The sequence below is a fragment of the Streptomyces sp. NPDC060194 genome (assembly GCF_042728285.1).
In the GTDB taxonomy this organism is placed as follows: domain Bacteria; phylum Actinomycetota; class Actinomycetes; order Streptomycetales; family Streptomycetaceae; genus Streptomyces.
On sequence record NZ_JBHWZH010000009.1, the window covers coordinates 50,196 to 77,079 of the forward strand.

A 26,884-nucleotide genomic window follows, 5' to 3' on the forward strand; every position below is an offset into this window, starting at 1 on the left:
GTGTGGTGGGGGGTCGCATCCGCTCTGCTCGCCAACCTGCTCTACAGCACCGGGTTCGTGCTGGAGAAGCGCGCGCTCGCCGGGCTGCCATCGCTGTCGACGCGCAGCCCGTTCCGCATGATCCGGCACCTGGTCACCAGCCCGCTGTGGCTGGCCGGTTCGCTGGCGCTGGCCGCCGGGTTCGGCGCGCAGCTCGCCGTCTACCGCACGCTGCCCATCGCCGCCGCCCAGGCCCTGTTCGTCTCCGGTCTGGTGATGCTCCTGCTGCTGTCCTCGGCCGTCCTCGGCGAGAAGACCAGCGGCCGCGAGCGGTACGCGGTGGGGGCGATCCTCATCGCGCTGCTGATGGTGGTCGGCTCGCTCGACGAGAGCGCCGACCATGTGGGCGAGGGGGCGCCGTTCTGGCTCGTCCTCGCCGTCTGCGTCCCGACGCTCGCCGCCGGCATCGGCATGTACGGGGCGGCCGAGCGGCGGGCCAGGCGCCCGCACCGGCTGCCCACCAACGGCGTCGAGTACGGCGTCGCGGTCGGACTGCTCTACGGGGTCAGCTCGCTGGCCATCAAAGGCGTCTCCGGCCACCTCGACCGGTCCGACCTCGGCGGGAGCGTCCTCAACCTGTTCGCCTCGCCGTACCCGTACCTGCTGCTCGTGACCGGCGGGTTCGGGCTCGTGATGTCGCAGGCCGCGCTGCAGCGCAGCCGGGCGTCGCTGATCGTCCCGGTGTGCACCACCGTCACCGCGCTGTTCACGTCCGTCCTCGGCACCGTCGCCTTCGGTGAGGCGCTGCCGGAGGACCCGCTGCGGCTCGCGCTGCGCCTGGCGGGCAGCGCGCTGGCCGTCGTGGTGCTGCTCGTCCTCCCCCGTCACGACGACCCCGTCCCCGCCCCCACCCAGGAGCTGACCCGATGAAGACCGACGACCCCCTGCTGCGCATCCTCGCCTGCCCGCTCGACAAGGGACCCCTCACCCTCCTCGACGGCGGCGAGGCGCTGTACAACCCGCGCCTGCGCCGCCGGTACGCGATCGTCGACGGCATCCCGCAGCTCCTGCCGTCCTCCGGCGAGGAGCTGACGGAGGAGCAGCACGCCGAGCTGACGGCGGTCCCGGCCGCGGAGGGCGCCGGAGGCGGGCCCGGGAGAGCGCCCGGGAGCGGGTCCGGCGTCGGGAGCACACCATGACCCTCGCGGCCCGTGTCGCCCCGCACGTGCCGCCCGGCGTCATCGCCCGGCTGGCCGGCGCGCTCTACCCGCGCTTCGAGCCCGAGCTGGCCCGGCTCGACGACTTCCTGCCGCCGGCGCCCGCCCTGCACACCGCGGTCGACGTCGGCGGCTGGTACGGGCCCTGGTCGCGGAAGCTGGCCGGCCGGGCGCGCCAGGTGGTCACCCTGGAGCCCGTCCCGCACCTGTCCCGGGTGCTGACCGCCACCGCGCCGACCAACGTGCGGGTGATCGCCGCGGCCGCGTCCGACCGGGACGGCACCGGCTCGCTCTGGCTCCCGCGCGCCGACGGCAGGCACGACGACCGCGGTGACCGCGGCACGTCGTCGCTGGTCCGCCGCGACCTGCACGGCGTGGAGCTGTCCGTCGCCGTGGTCACCCTCGACGGGCTCGGGCTGCACGACGTCGGCTTCATGAAGATCGACGTCGACGGCAACGAGCTGCCGGTCCTCCAGGGCGCGCACACCCTGCTCACCCGCGACAGGCCCGCGCTCTTCATCGAGCTGGAGACCCGTATCCAGCCGGTCGCTCCGGTCGTCGACCTCCTCATCGGCCTCGGCTACACCGGCTGGGTGCTGCCCGCGCGCGGCTGGGTGCGGCTCGACGACTTCGACCTCCCCGCGCACCAGGCAGCGACGCAGCACGTCGTCTCCCAGGGCCTCGTCCGGCGCGCGGTGACCCCGCAGCGGCCGCGGTACGTCAACTCCGTCCTCTTCCTCCCCGACGGGCACAGGCCCCGGGGCGCGTAGCGGCGGGTGCGCGACGATGGGGTGCATGGCCTCTCGCGAGCACGCCCCCGCAGCGCCGTTCGGACCGGCGGAGTTCCAGCTCGTGCTGCTGCGGCGGATGGCCGACTTCCAGCCGGGGCTGGTGGAGGACGCGCGCCGCTCGGCGGGGGCATCCGTCGCCGACATGCGGGAGGCGAACCGGCGGTGGCAGGCGAGGGTCCGCGCGCCCGGCGGCCGGTCCGCGCTCGCCCGCTACCGGTCCGTCCTCGGCGCGCCCGCCGCGGTGGTCCCCCGCCGTGTCGGCGACCTCTCCTGCGAGGCGCACCTCTGGCCCGTCCCCCTCTGGCCGACCCTCCGCTTCGAGGTCCTGGCGCACGGCGGGGCGGTCTGGAACGCATGGCTCGTCCGCGCGCCGGGTGCGGCGGGTCCCGCGCCGGAGCGCCTCGCCGACCTCCACCCCTGGTCCGCCACCGTCGACGAGGTCGCCCGCGCCTTCCCACCCGCCCGCCCTCTCGAGGGCTCCGCCCCCACCCGTTTCCGCCTCGCCCTCCCGGGCGCGGTCGCCGACTTCACCTGGGGCCTCCTCCAGGAGGTCACGCCCCTCCGGGGGTGAGGCCGGCCGGGGCGGGCGCGCCCCGGCCCGGGGCCGGACGGGTGGGGTGACGGGCCGTCAGTCGCCCGGACGGCGCACTCGCCTCGCGCCCGCCGGAGGTCGCCCGCAGCATGCGACACATGACCGTCAGCCTCGACAACCTCCGCCGCTGCCACCTCGCCGTCGACCTCGGCGCCGCCCGGACCCGCGTGTTCGTCAAGGGCCAGGGCCTCCTCGTCGACGAACCCAGCGTCGCCGCCGTCAACACCAAGACCGGCGCCCTCATCGCCGTCGGCGAGTTCGCCGAGCGGATGACGGGCCGCACCCCGGACCACATCCGCGTCGTCCGCCCCGTCTCCGGCGGCACCGTCGTCGACATCGACATGGCCCAGCGCATGCTGCGCCAGCTGCTCGGCGACAAGCTGCGCCGCACCCTGCGCCGCCGCCCCCGCCTGCGCGCCGCGGCCTGCACCCCGCACGAGAGCGACCCGCTGGCCCAGCGCGCGACGGTGGAGACCCTGCTCGGCCTCGGCGCCCGCCGGGTCGAGCTCGTCGACACCCTGATCGCCGCGGCGGTCGGCTGCGGGCTCCCCGTCGAGAAGCCGGAAGCCACCATGATCATGGTGTGCGGCGCGGCGACGACGCAGATCGCCGTGCTCTCCCTCGGCGCGATCGTCACCGCCGAACGCATCCCCGTCGGCGGCAACGCGATCGACCACGCGGTGGTGCAGCACCTGCGCCACACCCACGAGCTGATGCTGCCGAGCCAGTCCGTCCGCCCGCTCCAGCTCGCCCTGCGCGGCAACGGGATCACCGCGCTCGGCCCGGAGTCGACGGAGATCCACGGCCGGGACGTCGCCACCGGCCTGGCCCGGGTCGTGCAGGTCGAGACCGCCGCGGTCCGGCAGGCCATCCACACTCCGCTGACCACCGTCATCGACGGCATCGGCAAGGTGCTGCGGGACTGCCCGCCCGACCTCGTCGCCGACCTCGTCGACCGCGGGATCATGATGGTCGGCGGCAGCGCGCTGCTCCCCGGCCTCGACCAGATGCTCCGCGAGGCGACCGGCATGGCCGTCCACATCGCCGAACGCCCCGACGTCTGCGCCGTCCTCGGCCTCGGCGCGATGCTCGACGGCAAGATCGAACCGCTGCGCCTGGGCGCCCCGGCGGTCGTCTGACGGCGCGGCAGGCGGTCCGGGCAAGCCCCCGTACGGGTGAGGCGGGCGCGGTCCGGACGCGTGGTGCGCCGGGCGGGTCCGGCGGGTGCGTGAGCATCGCGTGATGCGACGGAAGCCCTTGACCCGTTGGTGCTGCGCCGCTCTCGCGTGCGCCGCGTCGATCGCGCTGCCCTCGGCGGCGCACGCGCACGACACTCCCCCGCCGGCCCCCGGAGCGCACGGTGCTCCGGGGGCCGCGGCCGTCGCGGTGGAGGTCGAGCGGCTGTACACGCGGGCCTCGGCCGCCGCGGCCCGGCACGAGCGGGCCCGTCGGGCCGCGGCCGAGCAGCGGGTGCGGGCCGTGCGGCTGCGCGGGCTCGCGACCGAGCAGCGGCGGCGGGTGGCGTCGCTGCGGGCGGCGCTGGGCGGGGAGGCGCGGGCGCAGTACCGGGCGGGCGGCGGGGCCGTCCTGCTGCCGGCCGTGCGCCTCGTCCTGGAGGACGACCCGGAGGCGGCGCTGAGCGGCGCGGCGCTCGCGCAGCACGTCCGGCGCTCGGCGCGGGACCTGCACACCGCCGCCGCGGCCGCCCAGGTGTCGCTGGCGCGCCGCGAGGCCGCCGAGGCGGGCGCGCTGCGCGCCCGGGAGCGCGAGCTGCGGGCGCAGGCCGCCGCGCGGCGCGAGGTCCGCGACGCGCTGGCCGCCGCGAACGAGCGGCTGCGGGCGGCCCGCGCACGGGAGCGGGCCGAGGCGATGGAGCAGCTCCGCGGCGCCTGGATGCCGACGGGCGACTGCGCGTTCCGGCCGTGGGCGGGCCCCGCCGGCGCGCCGGGCGGCTGGACGGCCCCCGTGCGGGAGGGCGCGCTCAGCTCCCGGTTCGGCGCGGACGGCAAGCACTGGAAGCACCGGCACACCGGCCAGGACTTCGCGGTCGGCCCCGGCACCGAGGTGTACGCCATCGGCCCCGGCACGGTCGTCGCGGCCGGCTGCGGGGACGGCTTCGGCAACCAGGTCGTCCTGCGGCACGCGGACGGCTACTACAGCCAGTACGCCCACCTGTCCGTGATCAACGTCCGCGCGGGCGACCGGGTCGGTACGGGCCGCCGCATCGGCCTCAGCGGTGCGACCGGCAACGCCTCGGGCCCCCACCTGCACTTCGAGATCCGCCTCACCCCCCACCTGGGCTCGGCCGTCGACCCCGTGGCCTGGCTGCGGGAGCACGGCGTCGGGGTGTGACGTGCGGGGCCGCGGCCCGCGCCCGCCGGCCCCCCGTCCCCTGCCCGGCGCGTTCGGCGGGCGGGATGCCCCCTGCCGTCCTAGCGTGGAAGCGCCCCCACCCCACCGTCGCCGGAGGCGAACGACCATGGCTGCCGCACCCACCCCTCCCGTATCGTCCGCTCCCCCCGGCCCCTTCCCGCTCGGCGCGCCCTGCTGGGTGGACGCGGTGTTCCCCGACGCCGAGGGCGCCAAGCGCTTCTACGGCGACCTGCTCGGGTGGACGTTCACCGAGCCCTCGGAGGATTACGGCGGGTACGCGCAGGCGCTGGTCGACGGCCGGCCCGCGGCGGCTATCGTGCCGCCGATGCCGGGCCAGGAGGACCCGCCGATCGCCTGGAACCTGTACTTCGCCTCGCCGGACATCGAGGCGACCGCGGCCCGGATCCGGGAGCACGGCGGGACGGTCACGATGGACCCGATGCCGGTCGGCGAGTTCGGCTCGATGCTCGTCGCGCAGGACCCGGGCGGGGTGTGGTTCAGCGTCTGGCAGGCCGGGAAGCACCCCGGGTTCACGCTGCCGCCGGAGACGCCGGGGATGTTCTGCTGGGCGGAGGTCACCACCCGGCAGCACGAGGAGGCCGACCGCTTCTTCTCCGCGGTCTTCGACTACGAGGTGCAGCGGATGGAGGACGACACGGTCGACTTCACGATCTGGACCGTCCCCGGCTCGCGGTCCGGCCCCGCGGCCGGGCGGCTCCGCATCGACGAGCGCATGCCAGACGACCTCCCCGCGCACGTCAACGTCTACTTCACCGTCCTCGACCTCGACCCCGCCCTCGAGACCGTCGCCCGCCACGGCGGCACCGTCGTCGTCGGCCCCGAGCAGAGCCCCTTCGGCCGCTTCGCCACCATCCACGACCCCTGGGGCGCCACCCTCACCCTCATCGACACCAGCCGCACCGAGGGCGACATGCCGGCCTTCACCTGAGCGGGGCGGGCGTACTCTTTGCAGGGACAGGACGGAGTGGACCATGAGCGTTGACGCGATACTGCGCACCGAGTTCCCCGAGGGGTACGCGGTCCTGTTCGGCGTCGACGGCAAGGTGATCATGACCCCGCAGAGCATCGAGCACTCGGAGACGATCAAGTCGCTGCAGTACGACACGATCGTCTCGCTCGGGCGGCACGCGAAGACGCTCTCCGACGTGCACGTCGACTTCCCGGCCGACGAGAACTCCGCCCCCGACCTGGCGATCCTGCGGGAGGACGCGCGCCGGGAGGGCAAGCGGTACGCCTTCACCGACGTGCTGCTGATCGCCGAGGTCGTGTCCACCTCGTCGGCGCGTAAGGACTACGACGACTGCACCGCGAAGTACGGCCGGTACGACATCCCCGTCTACCTCGTCGTCGACCCGTACGCGGGGGAGGCCGTGGTGCACACCGAGCCCACCGGCACCGGGTACGCCGCGACCCGGAGCCACCGCTACGGCTCGGGCCCCCTCGCGATCCGGCCGGCCGACGGCCGGACCTTCACCCTCGACCTGGACGAACTCCCCCGCCCCGAGCCCGAGTCCCGCTGACCGGGCATCACGGCCGCCTCCGCGCTCCCGGTCCGCCGCCGGACGGGAGCGAGGCGCCGGCCGGCAGACCCGGCCGCTCCGGCCCGGTCACGGGTCCTGCGGACCCACGAGCCGTCACGACGTTCGGCACGCCGATGGACGTCACACTCGACGAGTCGGCGGTCGAGTCGTACTACCCGGCCGACGCGGAGACCGCGGCCTGGTTCGAGGACGGCCCGGGCGGCCGCGGGGTCAGCGGACGGTGACGGTGACGGTGTTGGAGGTCGCGCCGCCGCCGACGATGCGGAGCTTGTTGACGCCCTTGATGCCGAGCTGGACGCGGAGGTTGTAGGCGCCGGAGCGGTTGGTGTTCATCGACGCGGGGAGCGACTTCCACTTCTTGCCCTGGAGCTGCTGGAGGGTGACCCGCGTGCCCGCGCGCAGGTTCGTGCTCGATCCGGAGACGCGGAACTGCTGCCAGGCGCGGACGCTCTTGACGCTCGCCTTGGCCGTCAGCTTCGGCTTCGCCGCGGGCGCGGTCACCGCGCCGTGGGCCCGGGCGGAGGCCTGGACGGGGGCCGCCGCCACCGCCGCACCCACGGCCGGGCCTCCGGCGAGCAGCAGCGCGAGGGCGGAGACGACCGCGGTACGGGACGGGTAGGGACGCATCGAGCAGCCTCCTGGCCACAAAGTGGATATGACGGTCACACGATACGAATACGGGTCACGGATTCCGGCGCGCGGCGCGCGGTGACTTCCGGCGGCCGGCGGGCGCGCGTTTCTCATGGGGCCCTCACCCCGCCCTTAACCCTTCCTCACGCCCCCTCCATACGTTCCGGGCATGTTCTTCATCTACCTCCGGCGCGAACTGCTGCGCCGCAGACGAGCGGCGTTCGTCGTCGCGTCCGGGCTCGCGCTGGGTATCGCGCTCGTCATCGTGGTCAGCTCCGTCGCCTCGGGGATGGGGGCCGCGCAGGACAGGGTCCTGCAGTCCCTGTACGGGCTCGGCACCGACATGACGGTGACCAAGGCCGCCGAGGCCCCGCAGGAAGGGGACTCGGCGCGGCCGCGGTTCGACTTCGACGCGCGGGACGACGCCGAGGAAGGCGGGACCCAGAGCAGCGACCGGGTGATGGTGCAGGGCTTCACCACCCTGGCCGCCTCGGCCGTGGCCAAGGTCGCCGAGCAGGACGGCGTCGCCTCCGCGGCCGGCGGGTTGAACCTGGACGTGCTCAAGGTGAGCGGGGAGTTCACCCGCGGCGAGTTCCGCCGGGAGGAGGGCGACGGCGGCTCCGGCCGGGGCGGGCCCCCGCAGGGAAGCGTCGAGGGCGGCGGCGCGAGCTTCGACGTCAACTCCTTCTCGGTGTACGGCACCGACGTCACCCAGAGCGCCCTCGGCCCGCTGACCTCGTCGAAGATCACCTCCGGGCGGACGTTCGGGACGACCGAGACCGACGCGAAGGTCGCGGTGCTCGACGCGTCGTACGCCAAGGAGAAGAAGCTCGCCGTCGGCGGCACGGTGAAGATCAGGACCACCTCGTACAAGGTGGTCGGCATCGCCACCGCGGACAGCGGTGACGCGGCGGCCGACGTCTACATCCCGCTGAAGCAGGCGCAGACCGTCAGCGGCAACGAGGACAAGGTCACCACCGTCTACGTCAAGGCGGCCGACTCCAAGGACATCGACCCCGTCAAGGCGGCGATCCGGAAGAACCTCTCCGGGACCACCGTCACCACCTCCGCGGACCTCGCGGACACGGTGTCCGGGTCGCTGTCGACGGCGACCCGGCTCGCGACGAGCGTCGGCACCTGGCTCTCGGTCGTGGTGCTCGTCGCCGCGTTCCTGGTGGCCGGGCTGCTCACCGCGTCCGCCGTCACCCGCCGCGTCCGCGAGTTCGGCACGCTGAAGGCGCTCGGCTGGAGCTCCGGGCGGGTGACCCGGCAGGTCGTGGGCGAGGCGGTCGTCAACGGCGTCGTCGGCGGCGCGCTCGGCATCGGGCTCGGCCTGCTCGGCGCGTACGCGGTGACCGCGGTCAGTCCGACGCTGAGCGCGCAGCTCGGCGCGTCGGCGGGCGGCATCGGCGGCGGGCTGCCGGGCGGCTTCGGCGGCGGCGCGGGCGGCGGACCGGGCCGGAGCGCGAGCCGGACCCTGGAGGTCGCCCTGACCGCTCCCGTCAGCCCGGGCGTCATCGCCCTGGCGGTCGGCCTCGCCGTGGCCGGCGGCCTCGTCGCCGGCGCCTTCGGCGGCTGGCGCGCCTCCCGCCTCCGCCCGGCCGACGCACTGCGCCGGGTCGAGTAGTCCGCCCCGCCGCGAGGGGGCGCGCCCGCCGGACACCGGCTGCCGGCGGTGCGCCCCCTCGCCCCTCAGGCCCACCCACACCACCCCCTCTCCGCAGGAGTCCGCATCCGATGTACGTCCTCAAGAACGTCAGCAAGAGCTACCGGCAGTCCAAGAAGTCCGTGCAGGCGCTCGAAGGGGTCGATCTGGTGATCCCGGACGGGGACCGGCTCGTCGTGAAGGGGCCGACCGGGGGCGGGAAGTCGACGCTGCTGCAGATGCTGGGGGCGCTGGACCGGCCGACGTCCGGGGAGATCCTCGTCGACGGCACCGACCTGTCCCAGCTCTCCGAGGCGAAGCTGACCCGCTTCCGCAGCGAGAACATCGGGATCATCTTCCAGTCGTTCAACCTGATCCCGACGCTCACCGCGCAGGAGAACGTCGAGGCCGCGCTCGTCCCGCTCGGCGTGAGGACCCGCGAGCGCCGCGACCGGGCCGCCGAGGCGCTCGACTCCGTCGGCCTCGGCGAACGCCGCGCGCACCTGCCCGCCGAACTCTCCGGCGGCCAGCAGCAGCGCGTCGCCATCGCCCGCGCCCTGGTCAAGCGCCCCAAGGTGCTCCTGGCCGACGAACCCACCGGCAACCTCGACGAGACGACCCGCGACGAGATCATGGCCGTCCTGGAGGGCCTCTGGAAGGAGCACGGCCTGACCTTCGTCATGGTCACCCACGACTCCGCCCTCTCCGCCGAGGCCCCCCGCCTCGCCACCCTCCGCCGCGGCAGGCTCACCCTCACGGAGAACGCGGCGGCCTGAGCCGGGGGCGGCCGGCGCTACCCCCGCGGCCCCGCCGGCCGACCGGAGGAGCGCCTGCGCGACGGTCACCCGCCCGTTGTTCGACGTGACGGCGGGCCCGCCGTGCGGCGCGTACCCGGGCCCGTACGTCCCGACGGCCCGGGCGGGCCCGGGCGGCCGCCGCGTCCGCCGCCGCTACCGCTCCCCGCGCTCCGCCCTGGCCTGCTGGCGGGTGCGGGTGAGGATCGCGCGCAGCCGCTCCACCGGCAGCTTCGGCTTGCGGTCCTCGGTGAGGAGGCCGTTGGTCTCCTGCTCGGTGTCGGTGAGCTGGGTGAAGCAGAACCCGGCGAGCGAGGAGTCGACCATCGCGTCGATCAGCTCGGTGAGCTTCGCCGCGTACTCCTCGTCGGTGCCGACCGTGCCGTACCCGTGCCAGTTCTCGCCGTCGCCGGGCTCGTAGGTCATGCCGCCGAACTCGGTCATCAGGACGGGCTGCCCGCGGTGCTCCACGCCGTCGAGGAGGAGCCGCTTGACGGCGGGGAAGTCGACGGGGAACTCCCCGCGCCGGATGCCGGGCGCGCCGTAGCGCTCGCGCAGGACCTCACCGCTCTGGCTGTAGTCGTGCACGCCCCAGATGTCCGCCGCGGACACCTCCCAGCCGTCGTTGGAGACGGCGGGCCGCGACGGGTCCAGGGACTTCGTCAGGTGGTACAGCGCGTCGGCGAAGTGCCGCTGGTCGGCGCGGTCGGCGATGTGGTGGACGCCCCACGACTCGTTGACCGGCACCCACGCCATGATCGAGGGGTGGCTGCGGTCCCGCTCGACCGCCTCCGTCCACTCCCGCACCACCCGCTGGACGGTCGTCGGCCCGAACGCGTACGCGCTGGGCATCTCCTCCCAGACCAGCAGCCCGAGCCGGTCGGCCCAGTACAGGAAGCGCGGGTCCTCGATCTTCTGGTGGATCCGCACCCCGTTGAGCCCGAGCTCCTTCACCAGCTCGGCCTCGCGCCGCAGCTCCTCCCCCGACGCGGCGAGCAACGACTGCGGCCAGTACGCCTGTTGGAGCGCGAAGCGCAGGAAGTACGGCTTGTGGTTGAGCAGCAGCTCCCCCGCGTCCCAGCCGATCGCCCGCAGCCCCAGGTACGAGGCGACCTCGTCGGCCCGCTGACCGCCCGCGTCGTCGAGCGTGACGTAGGCGTCGACCAGGCGCGGGTTCTCCGGCTCCCACAGCAGCCGGTCGAGGCCCTGCCCGTGGCCCAGGTCCGGGACGGAGACGTCGAAGGCCAGCTCCCGGCCGGTGATCAGCGCGGTGTGCACGGCGAGCAGCCGGTCGCCGATCTCCAGGCGCACCCCGACGGTGTGCGCCTCGGCCGGCCAGGTGTTCAGCCGCACCTCGCAGCGGACCCGGCCGCCCGGCAGGTCGGGCGTCCAGTGCAGCGACTCGATCCGCAGCGCCGGGACCTCCTCCAGCCACACCGGCTGCCAGATGCCGGTGGTGCGGTGGTACCAGACGGTGTGCGGTGCGAGCTCCCAGTCCTGCTTGCCGCGCGGCTGGGTGACGTCGGTGGGCCGGTCCTCGGCCCGGACGGTGACCACCTGCGGGCCCGCCGGGTCGAGCAGCCCGGTGACGTCGAACGAGAAGGAGGTGTGCCCGCCCTGGTGGACCCCGGCGAGCCGCCCGTTGACCCAGACGGTGGCGTCGTGGTCGACCGCCCCGAAGTGCAGCAGGAGCCGGCGGCCCTCCGCGGGCACGGCGGCGTCGAACTCCCGGCGGTACCAGACGACCGGGTGGAACCCGGTGTCGTGGATGCCGGACGCGGCGGACTCCGGCGGGTACGGCACGGTGATCGTCCGGTCGTACGGCGCCGGGTCGCGCATCCAGCCGCCGGCCAGCCCCGCGTCGGCGTCGTCGTGCGCGAAGCCCCAGGGGCCGGACAGGTCACGCCAGTTCGGGTCGCGGACCAGCTGCGGGCGGGGGTGTCCCTCGGCGGCGAGGTGGGCGGCGGTCATGCGTGGAGTGCTCCAGACAGGGGGTGGGGGTACGGGCTCCCGAGGGAGGTTCCCGGCGCCCGGCGGGAGAGCGCCGGGCGCCGGAGGCGTGTCACTTGAGGCCGGCGCCGGCGATGCCCTCGGTGATCCGGCGCTGGAAGAGCAGGAAGACGACGAGCAGCGGCAGCCCGCCGAGCACCGCGGAGGCCATCAGCTGCGAGAAGTTGACGCCGTAGGCCTCCTGCACGGTCGCGAGGCCGACCGGCAGCGTCATCATGTCGGGGCTGGTGGTGGCGAGCAGCGGCCAGAGGAAGTTGTTCCAGGTCCACACGAAGGTGAAGATCGAGACGGCGGAGACCGCCGAGCGGGCCAGCGGCAGGAAGATCCGGCTGTAGACGTGCCACCAGCTCGCCCCGTCGATCCGCGCGGCCTCGACGAGCTCGCCGGGCATGTTGTCGAAGAACTGCTTGAAGACGACGACGGCGATCGCGTTCGGTACCTGCGGCAGCACCACGGCGGCGAAGCTGTCGAGCGTCCCCGTCGCGGCGAGCAGTTTGAACTGCGGGATCATCAGCACCTGCGGCGGGATCATGACCCCGGCGAGGATGAAGGTGGTCAGCGCCCGCCGCCCCCGGAACCGCATCCGCGAGAGCGCGAAGCCGGCCAGCGAGCCGAAGGCGACGGTCAGCAGGGTGGTGAGCACGGCGGTGACCGTGCTGTTGAGGTACCACGTCCCGAGGTTGCCGCCGTCGATGATCGCCTCGTAGGACTCGAAGGTGATCCCGGAGTACCAGACGGTCGGGTCGACGGCGATGTCCTGGTTGGAGCGGAGCGAGGTGGCGAGCGTCCAGGCGAGCGGCGCCAGCCACAGCAGGGCGAGGGCGAGGACGGCGCCGAAGGCGACCCGGTTGAAGAGGCGTTCGGTGTTCACGGTCGGTTGCCGTCCTCTGCGCGTCGGTTGACCCTCGCCCAGACCAGAGAGACGGCGAGGACGAACAGGAAGAAGAGGACCGCGGCGGCCGAGGCGTAGCCGACGCGGTAGTCGGTGAAGCCGGTGTCGTAGATGTAGTTGAGGGAGGCGCGGGTCGAGCCGTCGGGGCCGCCGCCGGTCATGATGAAGATCTGGTCGAAGACCTTCAGCGAGGCGATCGCCTGGAGCAGCAGCACCAGCGCGGTGGTCCGCCCGAGCAGCGGCACGATCACGTACCGGATGCGCTGCCAGGGGCCGGCCCCGTCGAGCGCGGAGGCCTCGTGGACCTCCTGCGGTATCTCCTGGAGCGCGGCGAGGTAGAGCACGAAGTTGAAGCCGACGGTCCACCAGACGGTGGCGAGCGCGATCGACGCCATGGCCCAGGCCGGGTCGCCGAGGAAGGACGGCGGGGTGATGCCGAACCAGCCGACGAGCGCGGCGAGTCCGCCCATCTCGTCCTGGTAGATGTACCGCCAGACGATCGCGATGACCGCGGACGGCAGCACGTACGGGGCGAAGAACGCCAGGCGCAGGAACCAGCGGCCGCGTGAGAAGTTCTGCACGAGCAGCGCGAGCGCCAGACTGATCACCACCAGCGGCACGGTGGTGAGGACGGTGAACCAGACGGTGTGGCCGAAGGTGCGCCAGAACTCGGCGTCGGTCAGGACGTCGCCGTAGTTGTCGAGGCCGGCGAACGCGCCGAGCCCCGGCCTGACCAGCGAGGTGTCGAAGAAGCTGACGACGAGGTTGTAGAGCGCCGGGCCGATGAGGAAGGCCAGGTAGAGGACGACGAACGGGGCGGTGAAGAGCCAGCCGGAGCGAGTCGGCGATGGTGGCCGCTTCGTCACGGGCCGACCCGGCGGGCTCACGGCGGCCGGCGGGCGGGTGGTCTCGACGGTGGACACGGGCGGCGCCTTCCTAGACGGGGGCCGAGGTGGCGGCGAGGACGGTGAGCTTGTCGCGCAGCGAGCGGACGGCGGCGGCCGGGCGGGTCAGCCCGCCGATCACGCCCGCCACGACGCCGCCCAGCTGGTTCTGCAGGGTCGAGCCCGCGCCGGAGTACCAGGCGTCGGGGTCGTAGAGGGCGGCGTCGGCCGCGGCAGCGTAGTGCGACTGCGGGGTCAGCTCCTTGTAGGCGTCGCTCTGCTGGACGGGCAGCCAGGCCGGGACGTGGCCGCCGGTCGCCCAGGTCTGCGCGTCGTCCAGCATCCCGGCGACGAAGTCCAACGTCTCGTCGACGTGGGCCGCGTTGGCCGGAAGGGCCAGGGCGTGGGAGTCGGCGTAGTTCGCGAACGGCCCGTCGGTGAAGAACCGGGGCGTCGGCCGCATGTCGAACGGGATCTTCGCGGCCTCGATGGCGGGCAGCTGCCACGCTCCGTCGAGGAGCAGGCCCGCCCGGCCGCCGGTGAACAGGCCGATCGCGCCGGGCCCGTCCGCGCCGCGCGGCAGCAGCCTCTCCTCGACGGAGAGCCGGCGCAGGAACGCGAACGCCTCCTCCGCGCGGCCCTCGTCGAGCCGCACCTCGGTGCCGCCGTCGGCGAGGAGCACCGTCTGCGGTCCGTCGCCGAGCTGGCAGTACAGGGTGTAGAACATCCGCCAGCTGGTGCCCGGGTCGGCCCGGCTCGCCATCGAGACGCCGTAGGCCCCCGTCACCTCCTTGACCGCGCGCAGCGCCTCGACGAACGCGTCCGGGCCCTCCAGCGCGGGGAGTCGGCCGTCCTCGAGGAGCCCCGCCTTCTCGCAGACGTCGGTGTTGGCGTAGAGGACGAAGGGGTGGGTGTCGAGCGGGACGGCGTACAGCCGGTCGTCGACGTGCGCCTTGTCCCAGGGCCGGGGGTCGAAGCGTCCGGCGGTCAGGCCGTGCCGCTTGAGGCGGCCGGTCTCCAGCGGTTTCACGAGCCCGCCGCGGGCGAGGCTGGGCAGCCGGGAGAGGTGGACGACGGCGACCTCGGGCGGGGAGTCGCCGAGCGCGGCGAGCGACAGCTTGGTGTAGTACGGGCTGCCCCAGGTCAGGGTCGTGGAGCGGACGTCGTGGCCGCCGGGGGTCTTCCGGTAGGCGGCGATCATCTCCTCCATGCGCTGGCCGTCGCCGCCGGTGAACGGGTTCCAGAAGTCGATCCGGCCGGACGGCCCCTGACCGCCGGTCACCGTACGGGCGAGCGCGTCGCCGCAGCCGCCGAGGGCGAGCGCCCCGGCGCCGGTGGCGGCGAGGGCGGCGGCCCCGCGCAGCAGTCCGCGGCGGGTGGGGCCGCGGGGAGCGCTGCGGGTGGGGGCGCCGGATGGGGTGCGGGCCGCACCGCCCCGGCCTCCGCCTGTGTCAGTCTCTGCGTCCCTCATTGGACGAGCCGTCCCTTCGGTACCCCGCGCCGCTCATCGGCGAGCGGCGCGTTCCAACGTTGTAATGGACGGTGTCCGAGCCCGTCAATGCTTTCGTCGGATATGGTTCGCACGCCGTAGCACCGGTGTTGATCTGCAAGGGAGGCCGAATGGCAGCCGCGCGCCTGAAGGACGTGGCCGAACGGGCGGGGGTCTCCGTCAAGACGGTGTCCAACGTTGTACGAGGTGAGGTGCGGGTCGCGGAGGCCACCCGCAGCCGGGTCCTGAGCGCGATCGACGAGCTGGGCTACCGCCCCAACACCTCGGCGCGGCGGCTGCGGACGGGGCGCAGCGGTGTCATCGCGCTCGCCGTCCCGGAGCTGACCGGCTACTTCTCGGAGTTCGTCGCCTGCGTGTTCGCGGAAGCGACGTCGCACGGTCTCACCGTCATGATCGAGCAGACCGGCGGCGACCCCCGGGCCGAGCTGCGGATCGCCACGGGCTCGGGCGACCAGGTTGTCGACGGGGTCATCCTCTCCCCCCTGCGCCTGTCTCCCGCGGACCTCGCTGCGCACGAGCGCCGGCTCCCGCTCGTCCTGCTCGGCGAGCGCGACTACGACGTGCCCGCGGACCACGTCCTCATCGACAACGTCGCGGCGGCGCGGGCCGCGACGCTCCACCTCGCCGCGGCCGGCCGCCGCAGGCTCGCCGCGCTCGGGGCGCAGCAGGGGCAGTTCGCGACCACCAGCCAGCGGCTGCACGGGTTCCAACTTGCGCTGCACGAAGCGGGGTTGGTTTTCGATCCGCGGCTCGCGCCGCCCCTGCCCGACCTCCTGCGCCGGCACGGGCTCGACGCGATGCGGGGCCTGCTCGCCTCGGGGCCGCCCCCCGACGGCGTCTTCTGCTTCAACGACGAGGTCGCCCACGGGGCCCTCCGTGCGCTCCACGAGGCGGGGCTGCGCTGCCCCGCCGACGTCGCCGTCGTCGGCTTCGACGACATCGACGAGTCCCGTTACGCCGTGCCCTCGCTCACCTCGGTCGCCCCCGACAAGCCCGCGCTCGCCCGGGCGGCGGTCTCTGCGCTGCTCGCGCGCATCGGTGAGCCCGAGGCTCGGCCGCATGCGGTTCTTCATGCCCCTTGGGACCTTCGCATCCGCGAATCTACGGTCGGTGGGACGGTCTCGCCATAGCGTGGAGTTCGATCCCCCGCTGTGCGGCGGGGGCAGTGTGGCTTCGCCGCTGCGCGGCTTGGGGGGGGCGGGAGCGGGGGGTTGTGCCGCTGCGCGGCGTGACCAGTGAGTCCTGCCGCTGCACGGCAGGCGCGTCGCACCGCTGTGCGTGTGCGTCGGCGGAGGGTGGGGTGGGTGGGGGTGCCCCCGCAGCGACGGAGGAGCGAGGAGGTGCGCCCGACCGGCCCGCCCGGCCCACGACGTGCGCGGTGCCCCGTCGGCGCATGCCCACGCAGATGGTGCACGTCTTACGCCGGCGCCCGCGAGGGCGCTGTCACGGCCACCACCCCTACGCGCACAACCGCACCCGCCCCCGCGAGGCCTGCGCTGTCACGACCACCGCCCCGCACCCGGCCCGCGCCACTAGCGGGAGTGGAGCGTTCCCCATACGTCTCCGTCCGGTTGGAGCGTGAGCTTGGGGACGGGGCGGATGTCGCCGGAGACGGTGATGTCGAAGCGGCGGGCGAGGACGGCGAGGACGAGGACCGCCTCGACCATGGCGAACCTCGCGCCGAGGCAGACGCGGGGCCCGCCGCCGAAGGGGAACCACGCGTACTCGTGGACCGTGTCCGTGGCCCACCGCTCGGGGCGGAACTCCTCCGGCTCCGTGAAGTACCGCGCGTCCCGCTGCGTCGCCCACTGGCTGCTCCACACCCGCGTGCCGGGAGCCAGCGGCACCCCCGCGATGGTGGTGCCGGGCGCGGACCGCCCGGTCATGAGCCAGATGGTGGGGTAAAGCCGCAGCGTCTCCTTGACGATCGCCTGGGTGTACGGCAGCCGCGCGTAGTCGTCGAAGCCGGGCTCGCGGGAGCCGAGCACGGCGGTCAGTTCGTCGGCGAGCGCGGCCCGCACCCGCGGGTTGCGGGAGAGCAGGTACCACGCCCAGACGAGCGTGCCCGCGGTCGTCTCGTGCCCTCCGATGTACAGCGTCACCGTCTCGTCGCGGATCTCGCGCGCACTGAGCCGCACCCCGTTCTCGTCCTGCGCGACGAGCAGCCGGCTCAGCAGGTCGGGCCGCTCGGCCGCGTCCGACGCCTCGTGCCGCGCGACGATCCGTGCGACCTCCCGGTCGATGACCCGCGCGGCGCGGCGGATCCGCGCCCGGCCCGGCGTCCGCACCCAGTCCGGCAGCACCGCCCCGAGACCGCTGAACTCCGCCCCGATCTCCTCCTGCGCCACGTCCATCGCCCGCGCGATGGCCGTGGAGTCCGCCTCGGTGTCGACGCCGAAGATGGTCCGCACGGCCACCCGCTGGGTGAGCGCCGACATCTCCGCGCGGACGTCGATCCGCGCCCCGTCTTGCCAACGGTCCGCGACGTCGACCGCGCACTCGACCATCGTCGCGGCGTACGCCTTGACCTGCTTCGGCCGCACCGACGGCTGCACCAGCGACCGCTTGCGCCGCCACTCCGCCCCGGTCGCGACGACGACCCCGTCGCCGAGCAGCGTGCGGAACGCGATGCCCAGGTCGTTGCGCTCGAACCGCGTCTCCGCGCCCGTCAGCAGCTCGCCGATCGCGTCCGGGTGCGACACGAACACCGACTCCCGCCGCCCGAACCGCCATCGCACGACGTCGCCCCGGTCCCGCAGCCGGGTGAAGAACCCCAGCGGGTCCTTCCCGAACTCCGGCAGACTGCCGAGCAACGGCACCCCGCGCGGCCCGTCGACCACCACCGCGGCCCCCTCGGCCCCCGTCTCCACCGCCACTGCCCCGCCCCTCCGTCGCGTCGAAAGCCCGAACGGGCCTATCGAACACGAGAGTTGGCGCTACGGGTAGCGGTTCACGAGAGCCGCGCGGGCCGGCGGGTGGAGGTTGGCGCGGGTCACGTCGCCCGCGTAGTGGGCGAGGACGCGCGGGTCCATGACCCGGCGCCACAGCGGGGTGCACCAGGCGAGGACGATCATCGAGGCGTAACCGCCGGGGAGTTGGGGGGCCTCGTCGAAGTGGCGCAGGGTCTGGTAGCGGCGCAGCGGGTTGGCGTGGTGGTCGGAGTGGCGCTGGAGCTGGTACAGGAAGACATTGCTGGTGGTGGTGTTGCTGTTCCAGCTGTGCCGGGGCGCCACCCGCTCGTAGCGGCCGGGCGAGCGCTCCTCGCGCAGCAGGCCGTAGTGCTCCAGGTAGTTGACGCTCTCCAGGAGGCTGAAGCCGAGCACGGCCTGGACGAGCAGGAACGGCAGCACGACGGGGCCGAAGGCGAGCGTGAGCGCCGCGAAGAGCAGCACGCTCATCGCCCACGCGGTCAGGACGTCGTTCCGCACGGAGAGGACCCGCTTCCCGCGGCGGCTCAGTCGGCGCGCCTCCAGCTTCCACGCGGAGACCACCCCGCCGAGCACCGACCGCGGCAGGAACCGCCAGAAGCCCTCCCCGAGCCGCGCGCTCGCCGGGTCCTCCGGCGTGGCGACGCGGATGTGGTGGCCGTGGTTGTGCTCGACGGCGAAGTGCCCGTAGCAGCTCTGCGCGAGCGCGATCCGGCTAAGCCGGCGTTCGAGGAGCTCGGACTTGTGGCCGAGCTCGTGCGCGGTGTTGATCGCGACCCCGGCCACCACGCCGGTGGTCGCGGTCAGCCCGAGCTGCGCGACGAGCGACGCCCCGGGGTCGTCCCAGCGGCTGCACGCCCAGACCAGCGCGGCGTACTGGATCGGCAGGTACGCGTACGTGCACCAGCGGTAGTACCGCCGGGCCCCGAGCGCCTTCACCACCGCCTCCGGCGGGTTGGAGGCGTCCTGGCCGACCACCGCGTCGAGCAGCGGCACCAGGACGAAGGCGAAGAACGGCCCCCACCACCAGAAGACGTCCCGGCCGGTCAGGGCGACCAGCCCGCCGGCCTGGAACGGGAGGGTAGGCACCGCCAGGCCGAGCAGCCACCAGTACTTCTTGGCGTCGGTCCATTCGGGGGCGTCGGCGTCGGTCATGGCCTCGCGATCCGTCTGCATGGGTGCAGGGTGGCGGGACGGGGGCGGCAGAGCAACAGGGGCGGCACAGAACGTTACTGACGGGTCATCAGACACGGACCGGTCCCCTCGCGGGGGCGAGGGGGCCGGTTCGGTCCGACATCAATGCCCGCGCACGACCTGGCGCTTGGGTCGTGTCGCGCGGAAGAGGACGATGCCGACGACCACCAGCACGGCTCCCGCCGCGGACGGCCACCACTGGGCGCCGGTCTCGGCCAGGGCGGCCTGTGTCGACGGCGAAGTGGCGCTCAGGGGGACGGCGTTGTTGCCCGGTGGTGTGAACCCGTAGGGCGCGTCCGAGGCGTCGCCCGGTGAATTGGAGGCGGCGGGCGGGGTGTCCGCGTCGTCACCCCCGCCGGTCCCGGTGTCCGGTGCGCCGGTCTGCGCGTCCCCGGACTTCACGTCGCCCGACTTCACCTCGCCCGCCTTCGCGGTCGCGGTGCCCTTCGGGCGGGCGGTCGCGGACGGAGGCGCATCGGGGGCGGCGCGGGTGGGCTCGGGCGTGGCGGCCGGGGGCTCCTCGTCGTCGTTGTCCGCCGGGGGTGCGTCGGTCTTCTCCCCGCCGGGCTCCTCCCCGCCGGGCTCCTCCCCGCCGGGCTGCTCGCCACCGGGGGGCTGCTCCTGGCCTGGCTCCTCGCCGCCGCCCGGCTGCTCCTCGCCGCCACCAGGCTGCTCACCGCCCGGCTGCTCGCCACCGGGAGGCTGCTCCTCGCCGGGCTCCTCGCCGGGCTGCTCGCCGCCACCGGGCTGCTCGCCACCGGGCTGCTCGCCGCCCGGCTGCTCCTCACCGCCGCCCGGCTGCTCGGGCGCCCCGCCGGCCCCGACCCCGCACTTCCGGCCCTCGTTGAGGCAGCCGACCATCTCCTCCATCAGCTTCTCGTCGAAGACGTTGATGAAGTCACCGTGGTCCGTCACCGGCTTGTGCAGCTGCTCGGGGAACGAGTCCACCGCGAACACCGCCGGCTCCTCCCCCTCGAACACCGGGCGCGGCACGTCGTAGACGATCCGCTGCACCAGCTGCGGGATGGCCTTGAAGCCGCTCGGGCAGTTGCCCTGCGCGTCGGCGAACGCGACGTGGGTGCGGTGGTTGGCGCTGTCGGTGTTCGCCCCGTCCCAGCAGCTCTGGAACTTGAACGTGCGGACCACGTCGCTGCCCTCGGGGCAGATCGGGTACTTGTCCTTCAGCTGCCGGTCCTCCGAACCCGTGCAGCTCCAGGAGGCGTTGGCGTTCTTGTTGCCGTTGACGAACGCCTTCGCGTCGCCGGTGATGATCCGCAGGAAGCGCGGCATGGCCGTCACCTTGCCGACGGGGCTGCCGACGAAGTTCAGCGTGACCTCCTTCGGCGTCTGGATCCGGCCGACGTTGAGGTCGACCCCGCCGCCGCCCACCGCGGAGTCCTTCTCCGCCTCGCCGTTCTGCAGCCGCAGGACGGGCCAGTAGTACGTCGACCGGTCGCCCTGGTCCTGGCAGGTGGTGGCGCCGTTCGCGAGGTCGTCGTCGCTGGCGAAGGCGTCGTTGGCCTGGTTGCCGATGTAGTCGTGCATGTGGTGCGCGCCGTTGCTCACGCCGGGCGCGACGATCACGTTGTCCGGGTTGAACTTCCCGTTCGCGTTCGTCCCGCACGCGGTCGCGAACGTGCCGCGCGAGGCGTCGCCGCCGAACTGGGGTGCGGGCACGTTCGGTTGGACGGAGCCGATGTCCGCGAAGTCCGACGCCTGGGGGCCGTTGCCGGCCTGCCCGCCGTTGTCGGCCGGCGGAGCGGAGGGGGACGGGCTCGCGGGCGGTGGGCTGGCGTCCTGCCCGGCGCCGTCACCCTGGCCCTGGCCCTCGCCCTGGCCCTCCTGGCCGTTGCCCGCCTCGCCCGTCGGGCTCGCGGACGGGTCGGGCTGGTCGGCCCGGTCCGCCGCCGCCGAGCAGCCGGCGAGCTGGTCGAAGCCGGCCGGCGGCGCCCCGCCCGCCTGGGTGAGCGCGGCCGATATCCGTCCGATGCCGGCCGCGCGTTCGTCGTTCAGCGGGGCGAGCACCTCCTTCTCGATGACCGCCAGGTCCTTCCTGGCCGCCGCGTCGAGCGCGGCGAGCTGCCGGTAGGCCTCGGCCACCTTCGAGTCCAGCGCGGCGAGTTCGCCGTCCACCGCCTCCCGCGCCGCTTCCGGCACCTCGGTCAGCGCGTCACCGACCTCCGGGCACGTGATCGTCGCCGCCCGGGCCCCGGCGGCCTGCGTCCCGTCCCCCTCTCCGGCCACCGCCACGGTGTTGACCACGAGGAGTCCTCCACCGCCGAGGATCAGCCCGATGGAGGCGGCGACCGTGCGCTGCCCCCGCTTCGACCGTCTCCGCACCGACCTGCTCACCCGAACACCTCGCGCCTCACTCGCAACTCACCGGTCGGCCCCTCATACGTACGGGCGGAGCGGGGTGTTCAACGCGGCGCGGAATTCCTTCCTCAGGCCTTGTGGCCGACCCCGCCGAACATCGCCACGTCCGCGTCGCCGGTGGCGGAGCCGGGCAGCCAGCGGGAGCAGGAGACGACGCCGGGCGGCAGGAGTGCGGTGCCCTCGAAGAACCGTGCGACGTGCTCCGGGGTCCGCTGGGTGAGCCGGGGCGTGCCGTGCTCGTTCCAGAAGGCGACGGCGGCGTCGACGTCGGGCATGTCCGGGGAGGTGATGGTGTGCGAGAGGACCAGGTAGCTGCCCGCGGGCAGCCGGTGCATCAGCCGGCGCACCAGGCCGAGCGCCTCGTCGTCGTCCTCGATGAAGATCACCACGCCGAGGAGGACGAGCGCGACCGGCTGCGTGAGGTCCAGGGTCTTCGCCGCGTGCTCCAGGATCGTGTCGACGTCGCGCAGGTCCGCGTCGAGGTAGTCCGTCCGCCCCTCCGGGGTGCTGTCGAGCAGCGCGCGGGCGTGGACGAGGACGGTCGGGTCGTTGTCGACGTAGACGATCCGCGACTCCGGGGCGATCCGCTGGGCCACCTCGTGCGTGTTGTCCGCGGTCGGCAGGCCCGTCCCGATGTCGAGGAACTGCCGCACCCCGCGCTCGCGCACCAGGTGCTCCACCGCGCGCCCGAGGAACTGCCGGTCGGCCCGGGCGTACTCCCCGATCCCCGGGTGGATCTGCCGGATCTGGTCCCCCACCGTCCGGTCGGAGTCGTAGTTGTCCTTCCCTCCGAGCCAGTAGTTCCAGATCCGCGCGGTGTGCGGCTGCGACGTGTTGATCCTCGCCCGCACCCGCTCGGAATCGAAGCTCGTCTCGACGTTCTCGGCCACACCGGCTCCTCGCTCGACCCTTCGGCAACGGCTCACCCCGCACCAACCCGCAGTCTATGGACGCCCGTTGCCCCACGGGACCCCGATCCCCGCATCCACCTGCACCGACCGCCCCCGCACCGGCCTCCCGCAGGAGCCGCACCCCGCGACGCGCACCGTGCGACCGCCGCTCCGGACGCGGTCGTCGCCGCGGCACCGGCCCACGACGTCCGGCCGCACCCTCGCGCACCGGCCCCGGACACCCGGTCGGCACGTACGGCGTGCCCCGGCGGCCTCACGGTCGGATGATCGGACAGGTGCGAGGCCGGGATATCGGGGAACGGGTTCCACACAGCCAGGCATGCTCCGGCGGGTGAAGGGATGGACATCGTGGCACGACCGAGGATCTTGGTGGTGGGAGCGGGCTTCGCGGGAGTGGAGTGCGTCCGCCGCCTCGAACGCAAACTGGGCCCCGACGAGGCCGAACTGGCCCTGGTGACCCCGTCGTCCTACCAGCTCTACCTGCCGCTGCTCCCCCAGGTCGCGTCGGGCGTGCTGACCCCCCAGTCGATCGCGGTGTCGCTGCGGCGCAGCCGCAGGCACCGCACCCGCATCATCCCCGGCGGCGCCATCGGCATCGACCTCAAGGCGAAGGTCTGCGTCGTCCGGAAGATCACGGACGAGATCGTCAACGAGCCGTACGACCGTCTGGTGCTGGCCCCGGGCAGCGTGACGCGCACCTTCGACATCCCGGGCCTCCAGGAGCACGCCCGCGGCATGAAGACGCTGGCCGAGGCCACCTACATCCGCGACCACGTCATCTCGCAGCTCGACCTGGCCGACGCCAGCCTCGACGAGGCCGAGCGCGCGGCGCGGCTGCAGTTCGTCGTGGTCGGCGGGGGCTACGCGGGCACCGAGACCGCCGCGTGCCTGCAGCGCCTGACGCACAACGCCGTCAAGCGCTACCCCAGGCTGGACGCGCGCCTCATCAAGTGGCACCTGATCGACATCGCACCGAAGCTCATGCCGGAACTGGGCGACAAGCTCGGCCGCAGCTCCCTGGAGATCATGCGCAGGCGCGGCATCGAGGTCTCGCTGGGCGTGTCCATCGCGAAGGCGGGCCCCGACGAGGTCACCTTCACCGACGGGCGGGTGATCCCGACCCGGACCCTCATCTGGACGGCCGGTGTCGCGGCGAGCCCCCTCATCGCCACCCTGGGGGCCGAGACGGTCAAGGGCCGGCTCGCGGTCACCTCCGACATGAACCTGCCGGGCCACGAGGGCGTCTTCGCGCTCGGCGACGCCGCCGCCGTCCCGGACGAGGCGAAGGGCGTCGACGGCGCCGTCTGCCCGCCGACCGCCCAGCACGCGCTGCGCCAGGGCCGGCACGTCGCCGACAACGTCATCGCCTCGCTGCGCGGCCGCCCGACCACGCCCTACGTCCACAAGGACCTCGGCCTGGTCGTCGACCTCGGCGGCCTGGACGCCGTCTCCAAGCCGCTCGGCGTCGAGCTGAAGGGCGTGCCCGCGCTGATCGCGGCCCGCGGCTACCACTGGTCGGCGCTGCGCACCAACGTGGCGAAGGTCCGGGTCGCCACGAACTGGGCGCTGAACGCGGTGGCCGGGGACGACTTCGTCCGCACCGGGTTCCTGTCCCGCGTCCCCGCGACGCTCAAGGACTTCGAGTACACCGACGCGTACCTGTCGCCGGAGCAGATCAGGGAGCAGGTCGGGGGCCGGTAGGGGGCCGGTGGGGGGGAGCGCCGGCGGGAGGTCCGTCCTCGCGCTACGGGGGACGCGCCGCGGGGCCTCACGTGCACCCGCGCTCCGGGCCCTCGCTTCAGGCCCTCGCGTCGTGTCCCAACAGGGCTGCTCCGGTGGACACTTGGTGTTCCCGTCGCACCCTGACGCCGCGCGCGGTCCGCCGCACGGGCGCCGGGGCGGCGGGCGACCGCCGACGCCCTACCGGAAGGTGAGCACGCCATGCGTCTGTACGCCCGGACTCCCGGACGCCTGAGCCGCCAGGTCCTCGCCGACCTGATCGCCGCGGCCCTGATCCTCGCCGCGGTGAAACTGGCCCTGACCGTGCGCGACGCGGTCCTGCGGCTGGCCGAGCCCGGCCGCCGGGCGGAGAGCGCGGGCGACGGCCTGGCCGACTCGCTCGGCGACGCGAGCGACGTCGCCTCGAAGGTCCCGCTCGTCGGCGACCAGCTGAAGAAGCCGCTGCGGTCCGCCGCCGACGCCGGCACCGGGATGGCCGACGCGGGGCGCTCGCTGCAGGACACGGTGGAGCAGGTGGCGACGCTGACCGCGGTCGCGCTGATCGCCATCCCGGTGGTGTTCGTGCTGCTGCTGTGGCTGCCCGCGCGCCTGCGCTGGATCCGCCGCAGCGCCGTCACCCGGCGCCTCGCCGCCGAGCCGGGCGGCGCCGACCTCCTCGCCCTGCGCGTCCTCACCGGCCCCCAGCGCGACCTCGCCGCCCTCCCCGCACCCCCCGACGGCCTCGCCGCGGCCTGGCGCCGCGGCGACGACCAGGTCATCGCCGACCTCGCGGCCATCGGCCTCCGCCAAGCGGGCCTGCACCGGTGACGTCCCTCGGGTGAGCGGCGACCGCGGCGGTCCCCACGGGCCGCACCTCGGTGGCGGGACCTCAGTGCCGGCCCTCCCCCGCCAGCCGTTCCCCCAGACGCCGGCTCCCGAACGCGACGAAGGCCCCGCTCGGCATCAGCCGGCACTCGGCGCCACCGATCCGACCGATCCGCACCAGCCCCGCCCGCTCCGCGTCCGCTCCGACGCCGGGAAAGTGCCGGCCGTTGTCGTCACCGACGTCCGGCACCTCCACCCAGACCCGCTCGCCGTCGACGACGTGGGGGAAGCGGCGCAGCTTGCGCCGGTGGTTCGGGACGAGCGACTCGGCGTGGTGCAGGAAGGAGTTGCGGTGGTGCCCGACGCCGAGCAGCAGGATGCGGGCGTCGAGCGCGCGCATCCGACCGAACGGCGAGTCGCGCCCCGCCGCGTAGGCGAGCGGCTGCCGTCCGGTGATCTCCCGGGCCGCGGCTCCGACGGCCGCGACGGAGGCCTGCGGGTGCGTGCTGCGCAGCCGGTCGGGGCGGGCGAGCAGGGCGGTGGGCAGAGCGCCCATGGCGGTGGGCAGCCGGTCGTGGAAGACGGGGACGGAAGCCCGGTCCGCGTCGACGCCCGCTCCCGCGTCGGGTCCCGCCTGCGGGTGGGGGTCGCGTACGACATCCCCGGTGAACGCGGGCACGACCACCGTCCCGTGCGGCCCGAGGTGGTCGCGCAGTGCACCCAGGAGGGCCTCGGCACCGCCGTCGACGTGCCCGAAGGAGGACAGGGACGCGTGGACGATCACCACCGCCGAGGCCGGCAGCCCGAGTTCCTCGAAGCCAGCGCGCAGGTCCCTGCCGGTGACGGTCGGCCGCTCGGTCCCGGTGGCCGGGAGGGCGGGGCCGGGCGGGCCGGCGGTCGCGGATTCCATGATCACCATCATGCTGAACGCGTCCGCGGGCAGTGCGGCCGGGGTCGCCCCGCGTCCTGGACGCCGGGGTCTCCCGACAGCCGCTAGGCCGGTGCTTGACCCGTGCCCCGAGGTCCGGGTCCACGGTTCCGGACGGCGAGGAGGCACTCATGCGTGCAGGTGAGGCGGCCGCCGGCCGCCGGCGTGACGATCAAGGCCCTGCGCTACGACGAGGGCTGCGGACTACTCAGCCCCCGGCCAGACGGCCAACGGTTACCGCGGCTACACCGCGGAGGACGTCCGGATGGCGCAGGAGATCCGCAGCCCGGGAGACCTGGGTCCCGCCCCGACGGAGACCGGCCCGTTCCTCGCCTGCCTGCGCGCGGGGCGAGACGGGCGACCACTGCGCGGAGTCCCTCGCGGCCTACCAGCAGAAGATCGACGCGCTGGACCTCCTCGTCGCCCGGCTGACGCGCAGCCGGGAACAGCGGATCCGCCGCCGGAACACGGCGGCCCGGCGGGGTTTCCCCTCAGCCGCCGAACCGTCGAAGCAGCCCGACCCGATGCTGCCCCAGGCCGCCCCCTGCCCGCAGACCTCCCCGCCCGGAGAACGACGGCGCCGCCGCCCACCTGCCGGGCCTCACCCTCCCCGCCCTGTCCTTCACGGGCACGGACGGCCGCGAGATCCGACTGGACGCCGTCTCCGAGGGCCGGTGGGTGCTCTTCCTCCACCCCCTCTCGGGGACCCGGCCGCGGACATCCCCGAAGGCTGGAACGAGATCCCCGGCGCGCGCGGCTGCAGCCAGGAGGCTCGCAACTTCCGCGACAACCTTTCCGCGCTGCGGGCGGAAGGCGTCGACCGCGTGCTCGCCCTGTCCTCGGACCGCGCCGCATACCAGCAGGCGCTGGTGGACCGCCTGCACCTGCCCTACCCGATACTCTCCGACCCCCGGCTCACCCTCGCGGACGACCTGAAGCTCCCCACGTTCGACGCCCGCGGCCAGCGTCTGCACCGACGCCTCACCCTCGTCCTACGCGGCACCACCGTCGAGCCCGCCTTCTACCCCGTCCCCCCCGTTACCTTTTTCGTGGCTCCGCAATGGGGCCTCCGGCCTTCGGGTCCGGCATGACTTCCCCCTCCTGTTGTTGATGATCCGGGGGGTG

At 74.1% G+C, this 26,884-nt stretch carries 24 protein-coding genes; 14 read left to right on the forward strand and 10 right to left on the reverse strand.

What is annotated here, in order from left to right:
- The 8 genes from ACFWEG_RS03585 to ACFWEG_RS03620 all read left to right on the forward strand — a co-directional run bounded on the left by ACFWEG_RS03585 (nucleotide 1) and on the right by ACFWEG_RS03620 (nucleotide 6,493).
- Nucleotides 1-909, forward strand: a complete 909-nt coding sequence (locus tag ACFWEG_RS03585) for a hypothetical protein (RefSeq protein ID WP_387208731.1) — start codon at nucleotides 1-3, stop codon at nucleotides 907-909.
- Nucleotides 906-1,178, forward strand: coding sequence for a Trm112 family protein (locus ACFWEG_RS03590; protein WP_387208733.1), 273 nt, complete (start codon nucleotides 906-908; stop codon nucleotides 1,176-1,178). Before ACFWEG_RS03585 ends, ACFWEG_RS03590 begins: the two co-directional genes overlap by 4 nt.
- Nucleotides 1,175-1,966 carry an FkbM family methyltransferase gene (locus tag ACFWEG_RS03595; RefSeq protein WP_387208735.1) on the forward strand — a complete coding sequence of 264 codons (792 nt, stop codon included), beginning with the start codon at nucleotides 1,175-1,177 and terminating at the stop codon, nucleotides 1,964-1,966. The genes ACFWEG_RS03590 and ACFWEG_RS03595 overlap by 4 nt, the downstream gene beginning before the upstream one ends.
- A 25-nt stretch (nucleotides 1,967-1,991) precedes the next feature.
- Nucleotides 1,992-2,558: a hypothetical protein gene (locus ACFWEG_RS03600; protein WP_387208737.1), complete on the forward strand. Its 567-nt coding sequence runs from the start codon at nucleotides 1,992-1,994 to the stop codon at nucleotides 2,556-2,558.
- Between the two features lie 119 nt (nucleotides 2,559-2,677).
- A complete protein-coding gene (locus ACFWEG_RS03605; protein WP_387208739.1) occupies nucleotides 2,678-3,718 on the forward strand; it encodes a rod shape-determining protein in 1,041 nt (346 codons plus the stop codon).
- A 103-nt stretch (nucleotides 3,719-3,821) separates the two neighbouring features.
- Nucleotides 3,822-4,931 (forward strand): M23 family metallopeptidase, encoded by a 1,110-nt coding sequence (locus tag ACFWEG_RS03610; RefSeq protein ID WP_387208741.1) that lies wholly within the window; start codon nucleotides 3,822-3,824, stop codon nucleotides 4,929-4,931.
- A 127-nt stretch (nucleotides 4,932-5,058) separates the two neighbouring features.
- Entirely contained in the window at nucleotides 5,059-5,901 is an 843-nt protein-coding gene (locus ACFWEG_RS03615; protein WP_387208743.1) for a VOC family protein, read from the forward strand.
- A gap of 43 nt (nucleotides 5,902-5,944) precedes the next feature.
- Entirely contained in the window at nucleotides 5,945-6,493 is a 549-nt protein-coding gene (locus ACFWEG_RS03620) for a Uma2 family endonuclease (protein ID WP_387208745.1), read from the forward strand.
- 231 nt (nucleotides 6,494-6,724) lie between these two features.
- On the opposite strand, the gene ACFWEG_RS03625 is transcribed toward ACFWEG_RS03620, so the two are convergent.
- Complete coding sequence (locus ACFWEG_RS03625) at nucleotides 6,725-7,141, reverse strand: hypothetical protein (RefSeq protein WP_387208747.1); 417 nt, start codon at nucleotides 7,139-7,141, stop codon at nucleotides 6,725-6,727.
- 172 nt (nucleotides 7,142-7,313) lie between these two features.
- Between ACFWEG_RS03625 and ACFWEG_RS03630 the strand changes: the two genes are divergently transcribed.
- Both ACFWEG_RS03630 and ACFWEG_RS03635 read left to right on the forward strand, forming a co-directional pair.
- Complete coding sequence (locus tag ACFWEG_RS03630) at nucleotides 7,314-8,771, forward strand: ABC transporter permease (RefSeq protein WP_387208749.1); 1,458 nt, start codon at nucleotides 7,314-7,316, stop codon at nucleotides 8,769-8,771.
- Nucleotides 8,772-8,881: 110 nt separating this feature from the next.
- On the forward strand, nucleotides 8,882-9,565 hold the full coding sequence (locus tag ACFWEG_RS03635; RefSeq protein ID WP_387208751.1) for an ABC transporter ATP-binding protein: 684 nt from the start codon (nucleotides 8,882-8,884) through the stop codon (nucleotides 9,563-9,565).
- Between the two features lie 174 nt (nucleotides 9,566-9,739).
- On the opposite strand, the gene ACFWEG_RS03640 is transcribed toward ACFWEG_RS03635, so the two are convergent.
- The 4 genes from ACFWEG_RS03640 to ACFWEG_RS03655 form a co-directional block, all read right to left on the reverse strand.
- Nucleotides 9,740-11,554 carry a glycoside hydrolase family 2 protein gene (locus ACFWEG_RS03640; protein WP_387208753.1) on the reverse strand — a complete coding sequence of 605 codons (1,815 nt, stop codon included), beginning with the start codon at nucleotides 11,552-11,554 and terminating at the stop codon, nucleotides 9,740-9,742.
- A gap of 91 nt (nucleotides 11,555-11,645) precedes the next feature.
- The gene (locus ACFWEG_RS03645; RefSeq protein ID WP_387208755.1) at nucleotides 11,646-12,464 is read right to left on the reverse strand and encodes a carbohydrate ABC transporter permease; all 819 of its coding nucleotides are present in this window, start codon (nucleotides 12,462-12,464) and stop codon (nucleotides 11,646-11,648) included.
- On the reverse strand, nucleotides 12,461-13,408 hold the full coding sequence (locus ACFWEG_RS03650; protein ID WP_387208757.1) for a carbohydrate ABC transporter permease: 948 nt from the start codon (nucleotides 13,406-13,408) through the stop codon (nucleotides 12,461-12,463). Before ACFWEG_RS03650 ends, ACFWEG_RS03645 begins: the two co-directional genes overlap by 4 nt.
- A 13-nt stretch (nucleotides 13,409-13,421) precedes the next feature.
- Nucleotides 13,422-14,840 carry an extracellular solute-binding protein gene (locus ACFWEG_RS03655; protein WP_387208759.1) on the reverse strand — a complete coding sequence of 473 codons (1,419 nt, stop codon included), beginning with the start codon at nucleotides 14,838-14,840 and terminating at the stop codon, nucleotides 13,422-13,424.
- A gap of 149 nt (nucleotides 14,841-14,989) precedes the next feature.
- Between ACFWEG_RS03655 and ACFWEG_RS03660 the strand changes: the two genes are divergently transcribed.
- Nucleotides 14,990-16,009: a LacI family DNA-binding transcriptional regulator gene (locus tag ACFWEG_RS03660; RefSeq protein WP_387208761.1), complete on the forward strand. Its 1,020-nt coding sequence runs from the start codon at nucleotides 14,990-14,992 to the stop codon at nucleotides 16,007-16,009.
- 402 nt (nucleotides 16,010-16,411) lie between these two features.
- Here the strand turns inward: ACFWEG_RS03660 and ACFWEG_RS03665 are convergent, their stop codons facing one another.
- The 4 genes from ACFWEG_RS03665 to ACFWEG_RS03680 form a co-directional block, all read right to left on the reverse strand.
- The gene (locus tag ACFWEG_RS03665; protein WP_387208763.1) at nucleotides 16,412-17,755 is read right to left on the reverse strand and encodes a cytochrome P450; all 1,344 of its coding nucleotides are present in this window, start codon (nucleotides 17,753-17,755) and stop codon (nucleotides 16,412-16,414) included.
- Nucleotides 17,756-17,815: 60 nt separating this feature from the next.
- A complete protein-coding gene (locus ACFWEG_RS03670) occupies nucleotides 17,816-18,982 on the reverse strand; it encodes an alkane 1-monooxygenase (RefSeq protein WP_387208765.1) in 1,167 nt (388 codons plus the stop codon).
- Between the two features lie 120 nt (nucleotides 18,983-19,102).
- Complete coding sequence (locus ACFWEG_RS03675) at nucleotides 19,103-21,352, reverse strand: DUF1996 domain-containing protein (RefSeq protein WP_387208767.1); 2,250 nt, start codon at nucleotides 21,350-21,352, stop codon at nucleotides 19,103-19,105.
- 92 nt (nucleotides 21,353-21,444) lie between these two features.
- Entirely contained in the window at nucleotides 21,445-22,266 is an 822-nt protein-coding gene (locus ACFWEG_RS03680; RefSeq protein WP_387208769.1) for an SAM-dependent methyltransferase, read from the reverse strand.
- A 360-nt stretch (nucleotides 22,267-22,626) separates the two neighbouring features.
- On the opposite strand from ACFWEG_RS03680, the gene ACFWEG_RS03685 reads away from it, so the two are divergent.
- The gene (locus ACFWEG_RS03685; RefSeq protein WP_387208771.1) at nucleotides 22,627-23,988 is read left to right on the forward strand and encodes an NAD(P)/FAD-dependent oxidoreductase; all 1,362 of its coding nucleotides are present in this window, start codon (nucleotides 22,627-22,629) and stop codon (nucleotides 23,986-23,988) included.
- A gap of 240 nt (nucleotides 23,989-24,228) precedes the next feature.
- A complete protein-coding gene (locus ACFWEG_RS03690) occupies nucleotides 24,229-24,834 on the forward strand; it encodes a hypothetical protein (protein WP_387208773.1) in 606 nt (201 codons plus the stop codon).
- Between the two features lie 61 nt (nucleotides 24,835-24,895).
- Here the strand turns inward: ACFWEG_RS03690 and ACFWEG_RS03695 are convergent, their stop codons facing one another.
- Nucleotides 24,896-25,741: an aminoglycoside N(3)-acetyltransferase gene (locus ACFWEG_RS03695; RefSeq protein ID WP_387208775.1), complete on the reverse strand. Its 846-nt coding sequence runs from the start codon at nucleotides 25,739-25,741 to the stop codon at nucleotides 24,896-24,898.
- A 692-nt stretch (nucleotides 25,742-26,433) separates the two neighbouring features.
- Between ACFWEG_RS03695 and ACFWEG_RS03700 the strand changes: the two genes are divergently transcribed.
- Complete coding sequence (locus ACFWEG_RS03700; RefSeq protein ID WP_387208777.1) at nucleotides 26,434-26,850, forward strand: redoxin domain-containing protein; 417 nt, start codon at nucleotides 26,434-26,436, stop codon at nucleotides 26,848-26,850.
- The last annotated feature ends 34 nt before the right edge of the window (nucleotides 26,851-26,884 follow it).

Excerpts from the sequence above, each read along its gene's own strand:
- ACFWEG_RS03690 (WP_387208773.1), top strand. The coding sequence starts at position 24,229 with ATGCGTCTGTACGCCCGGACTCCCGGACGCCTGAGCCGCCAGGTCCTC.
- ACFWEG_RS03605 (WP_387208739.1), top strand. The coding sequence starts at position 2,678 with ATGACCGTCAGCCTCGACAACCTCCGCCGCTGCCACCTCGCCGTCGAC.
- ACFWEG_RS03655 (WP_387208759.1), bottom strand. The coding sequence starts at position 14,840 with ATGAGGGACGCAGAGACTGACACAGGCGGAGGCCGGGGCGGTGCGGCC.
- ACFWEG_RS03630 (WP_387208749.1), top strand. The coding sequence starts at position 7,314 with ATGTTCTTCATCTACCTCCGGCGCGAACTGCTGCGCCGCAGACGAGCG.
- ACFWEG_RS03625 (WP_387208747.1), bottom strand. The coding sequence starts at position 7,141 with ATGCGTCCCTACCCGTCCCGTACCGCGGTCGTCTCCGCCCTCGCGCTG.
- ACFWEG_RS03635 (WP_387208751.1), top strand. The coding sequence starts at position 8,882 with ATGTACGTCCTCAAGAACGTCAGCAAGAGCTACCGGCAGTCCAAGAAG.
- ACFWEG_RS03600 (WP_387208737.1), top strand. The coding sequence starts at position 1,992 with ATGGCCTCTCGCGAGCACGCCCCCGCAGCGCCGTTCGGACCGGCGGAG.
- ACFWEG_RS03640 (WP_387208753.1), bottom strand. The coding sequence starts at position 11,554 with ATGACCGCCGCCCACCTCGCCGCCGAGGGACACCCCCGCCCGCAGCTG.
- ACFWEG_RS03590 (WP_387208733.1), top strand. The coding sequence starts at position 906 with ATGAAGACCGACGACCCCCTGCTGCGCATCCTCGCCTGCCCGCTCGAC.
- ACFWEG_RS03670 (WP_387208765.1), bottom strand. The coding sequence starts at position 18,982 with ATGCAGACGGATCGCGAGGCCATGACCGACGCCGACGCCCCCGAATGG.
- ACFWEG_RS03695 (WP_387208775.1), bottom strand. The coding sequence starts at position 25,741 with ATGGAATCCGCGACCGCCGGCCCGCCCGGCCCCGCCCTCCCGGCCACC.
- ACFWEG_RS03660 (WP_387208761.1), top strand. The coding sequence starts at position 14,990 with ATGGCAGCCGCGCGCCTGAAGGACGTGGCCGAACGGGCGGGGGTCTCC.
- ACFWEG_RS03595 (WP_387208735.1), top strand. The coding sequence starts at position 1,175 with ATGACCCTCGCGGCCCGTGTCGCCCCGCACGTGCCGCCCGGCGTCATC.
- ACFWEG_RS03610 (WP_387208741.1), top strand. The coding sequence starts at position 3,822 with ATGCGACGGAAGCCCTTGACCCGTTGGTGCTGCGCCGCTCTCGCGTGC.
- ACFWEG_RS03685 (WP_387208771.1), top strand. The coding sequence starts at position 22,627 with ATGGACATCGTGGCACGACCGAGGATCTTGGTGGTGGGAGCGGGCTTC.
- ACFWEG_RS03615 (WP_387208743.1), top strand. The coding sequence starts at position 5,059 with ATGGCTGCCGCACCCACCCCTCCCGTATCGTCCGCTCCCCCCGGCCCC.
- ACFWEG_RS03620 (WP_387208745.1), top strand. The coding sequence starts at position 5,945 with ATGAGCGTTGACGCGATACTGCGCACCGAGTTCCCCGAGGGGTACGCG.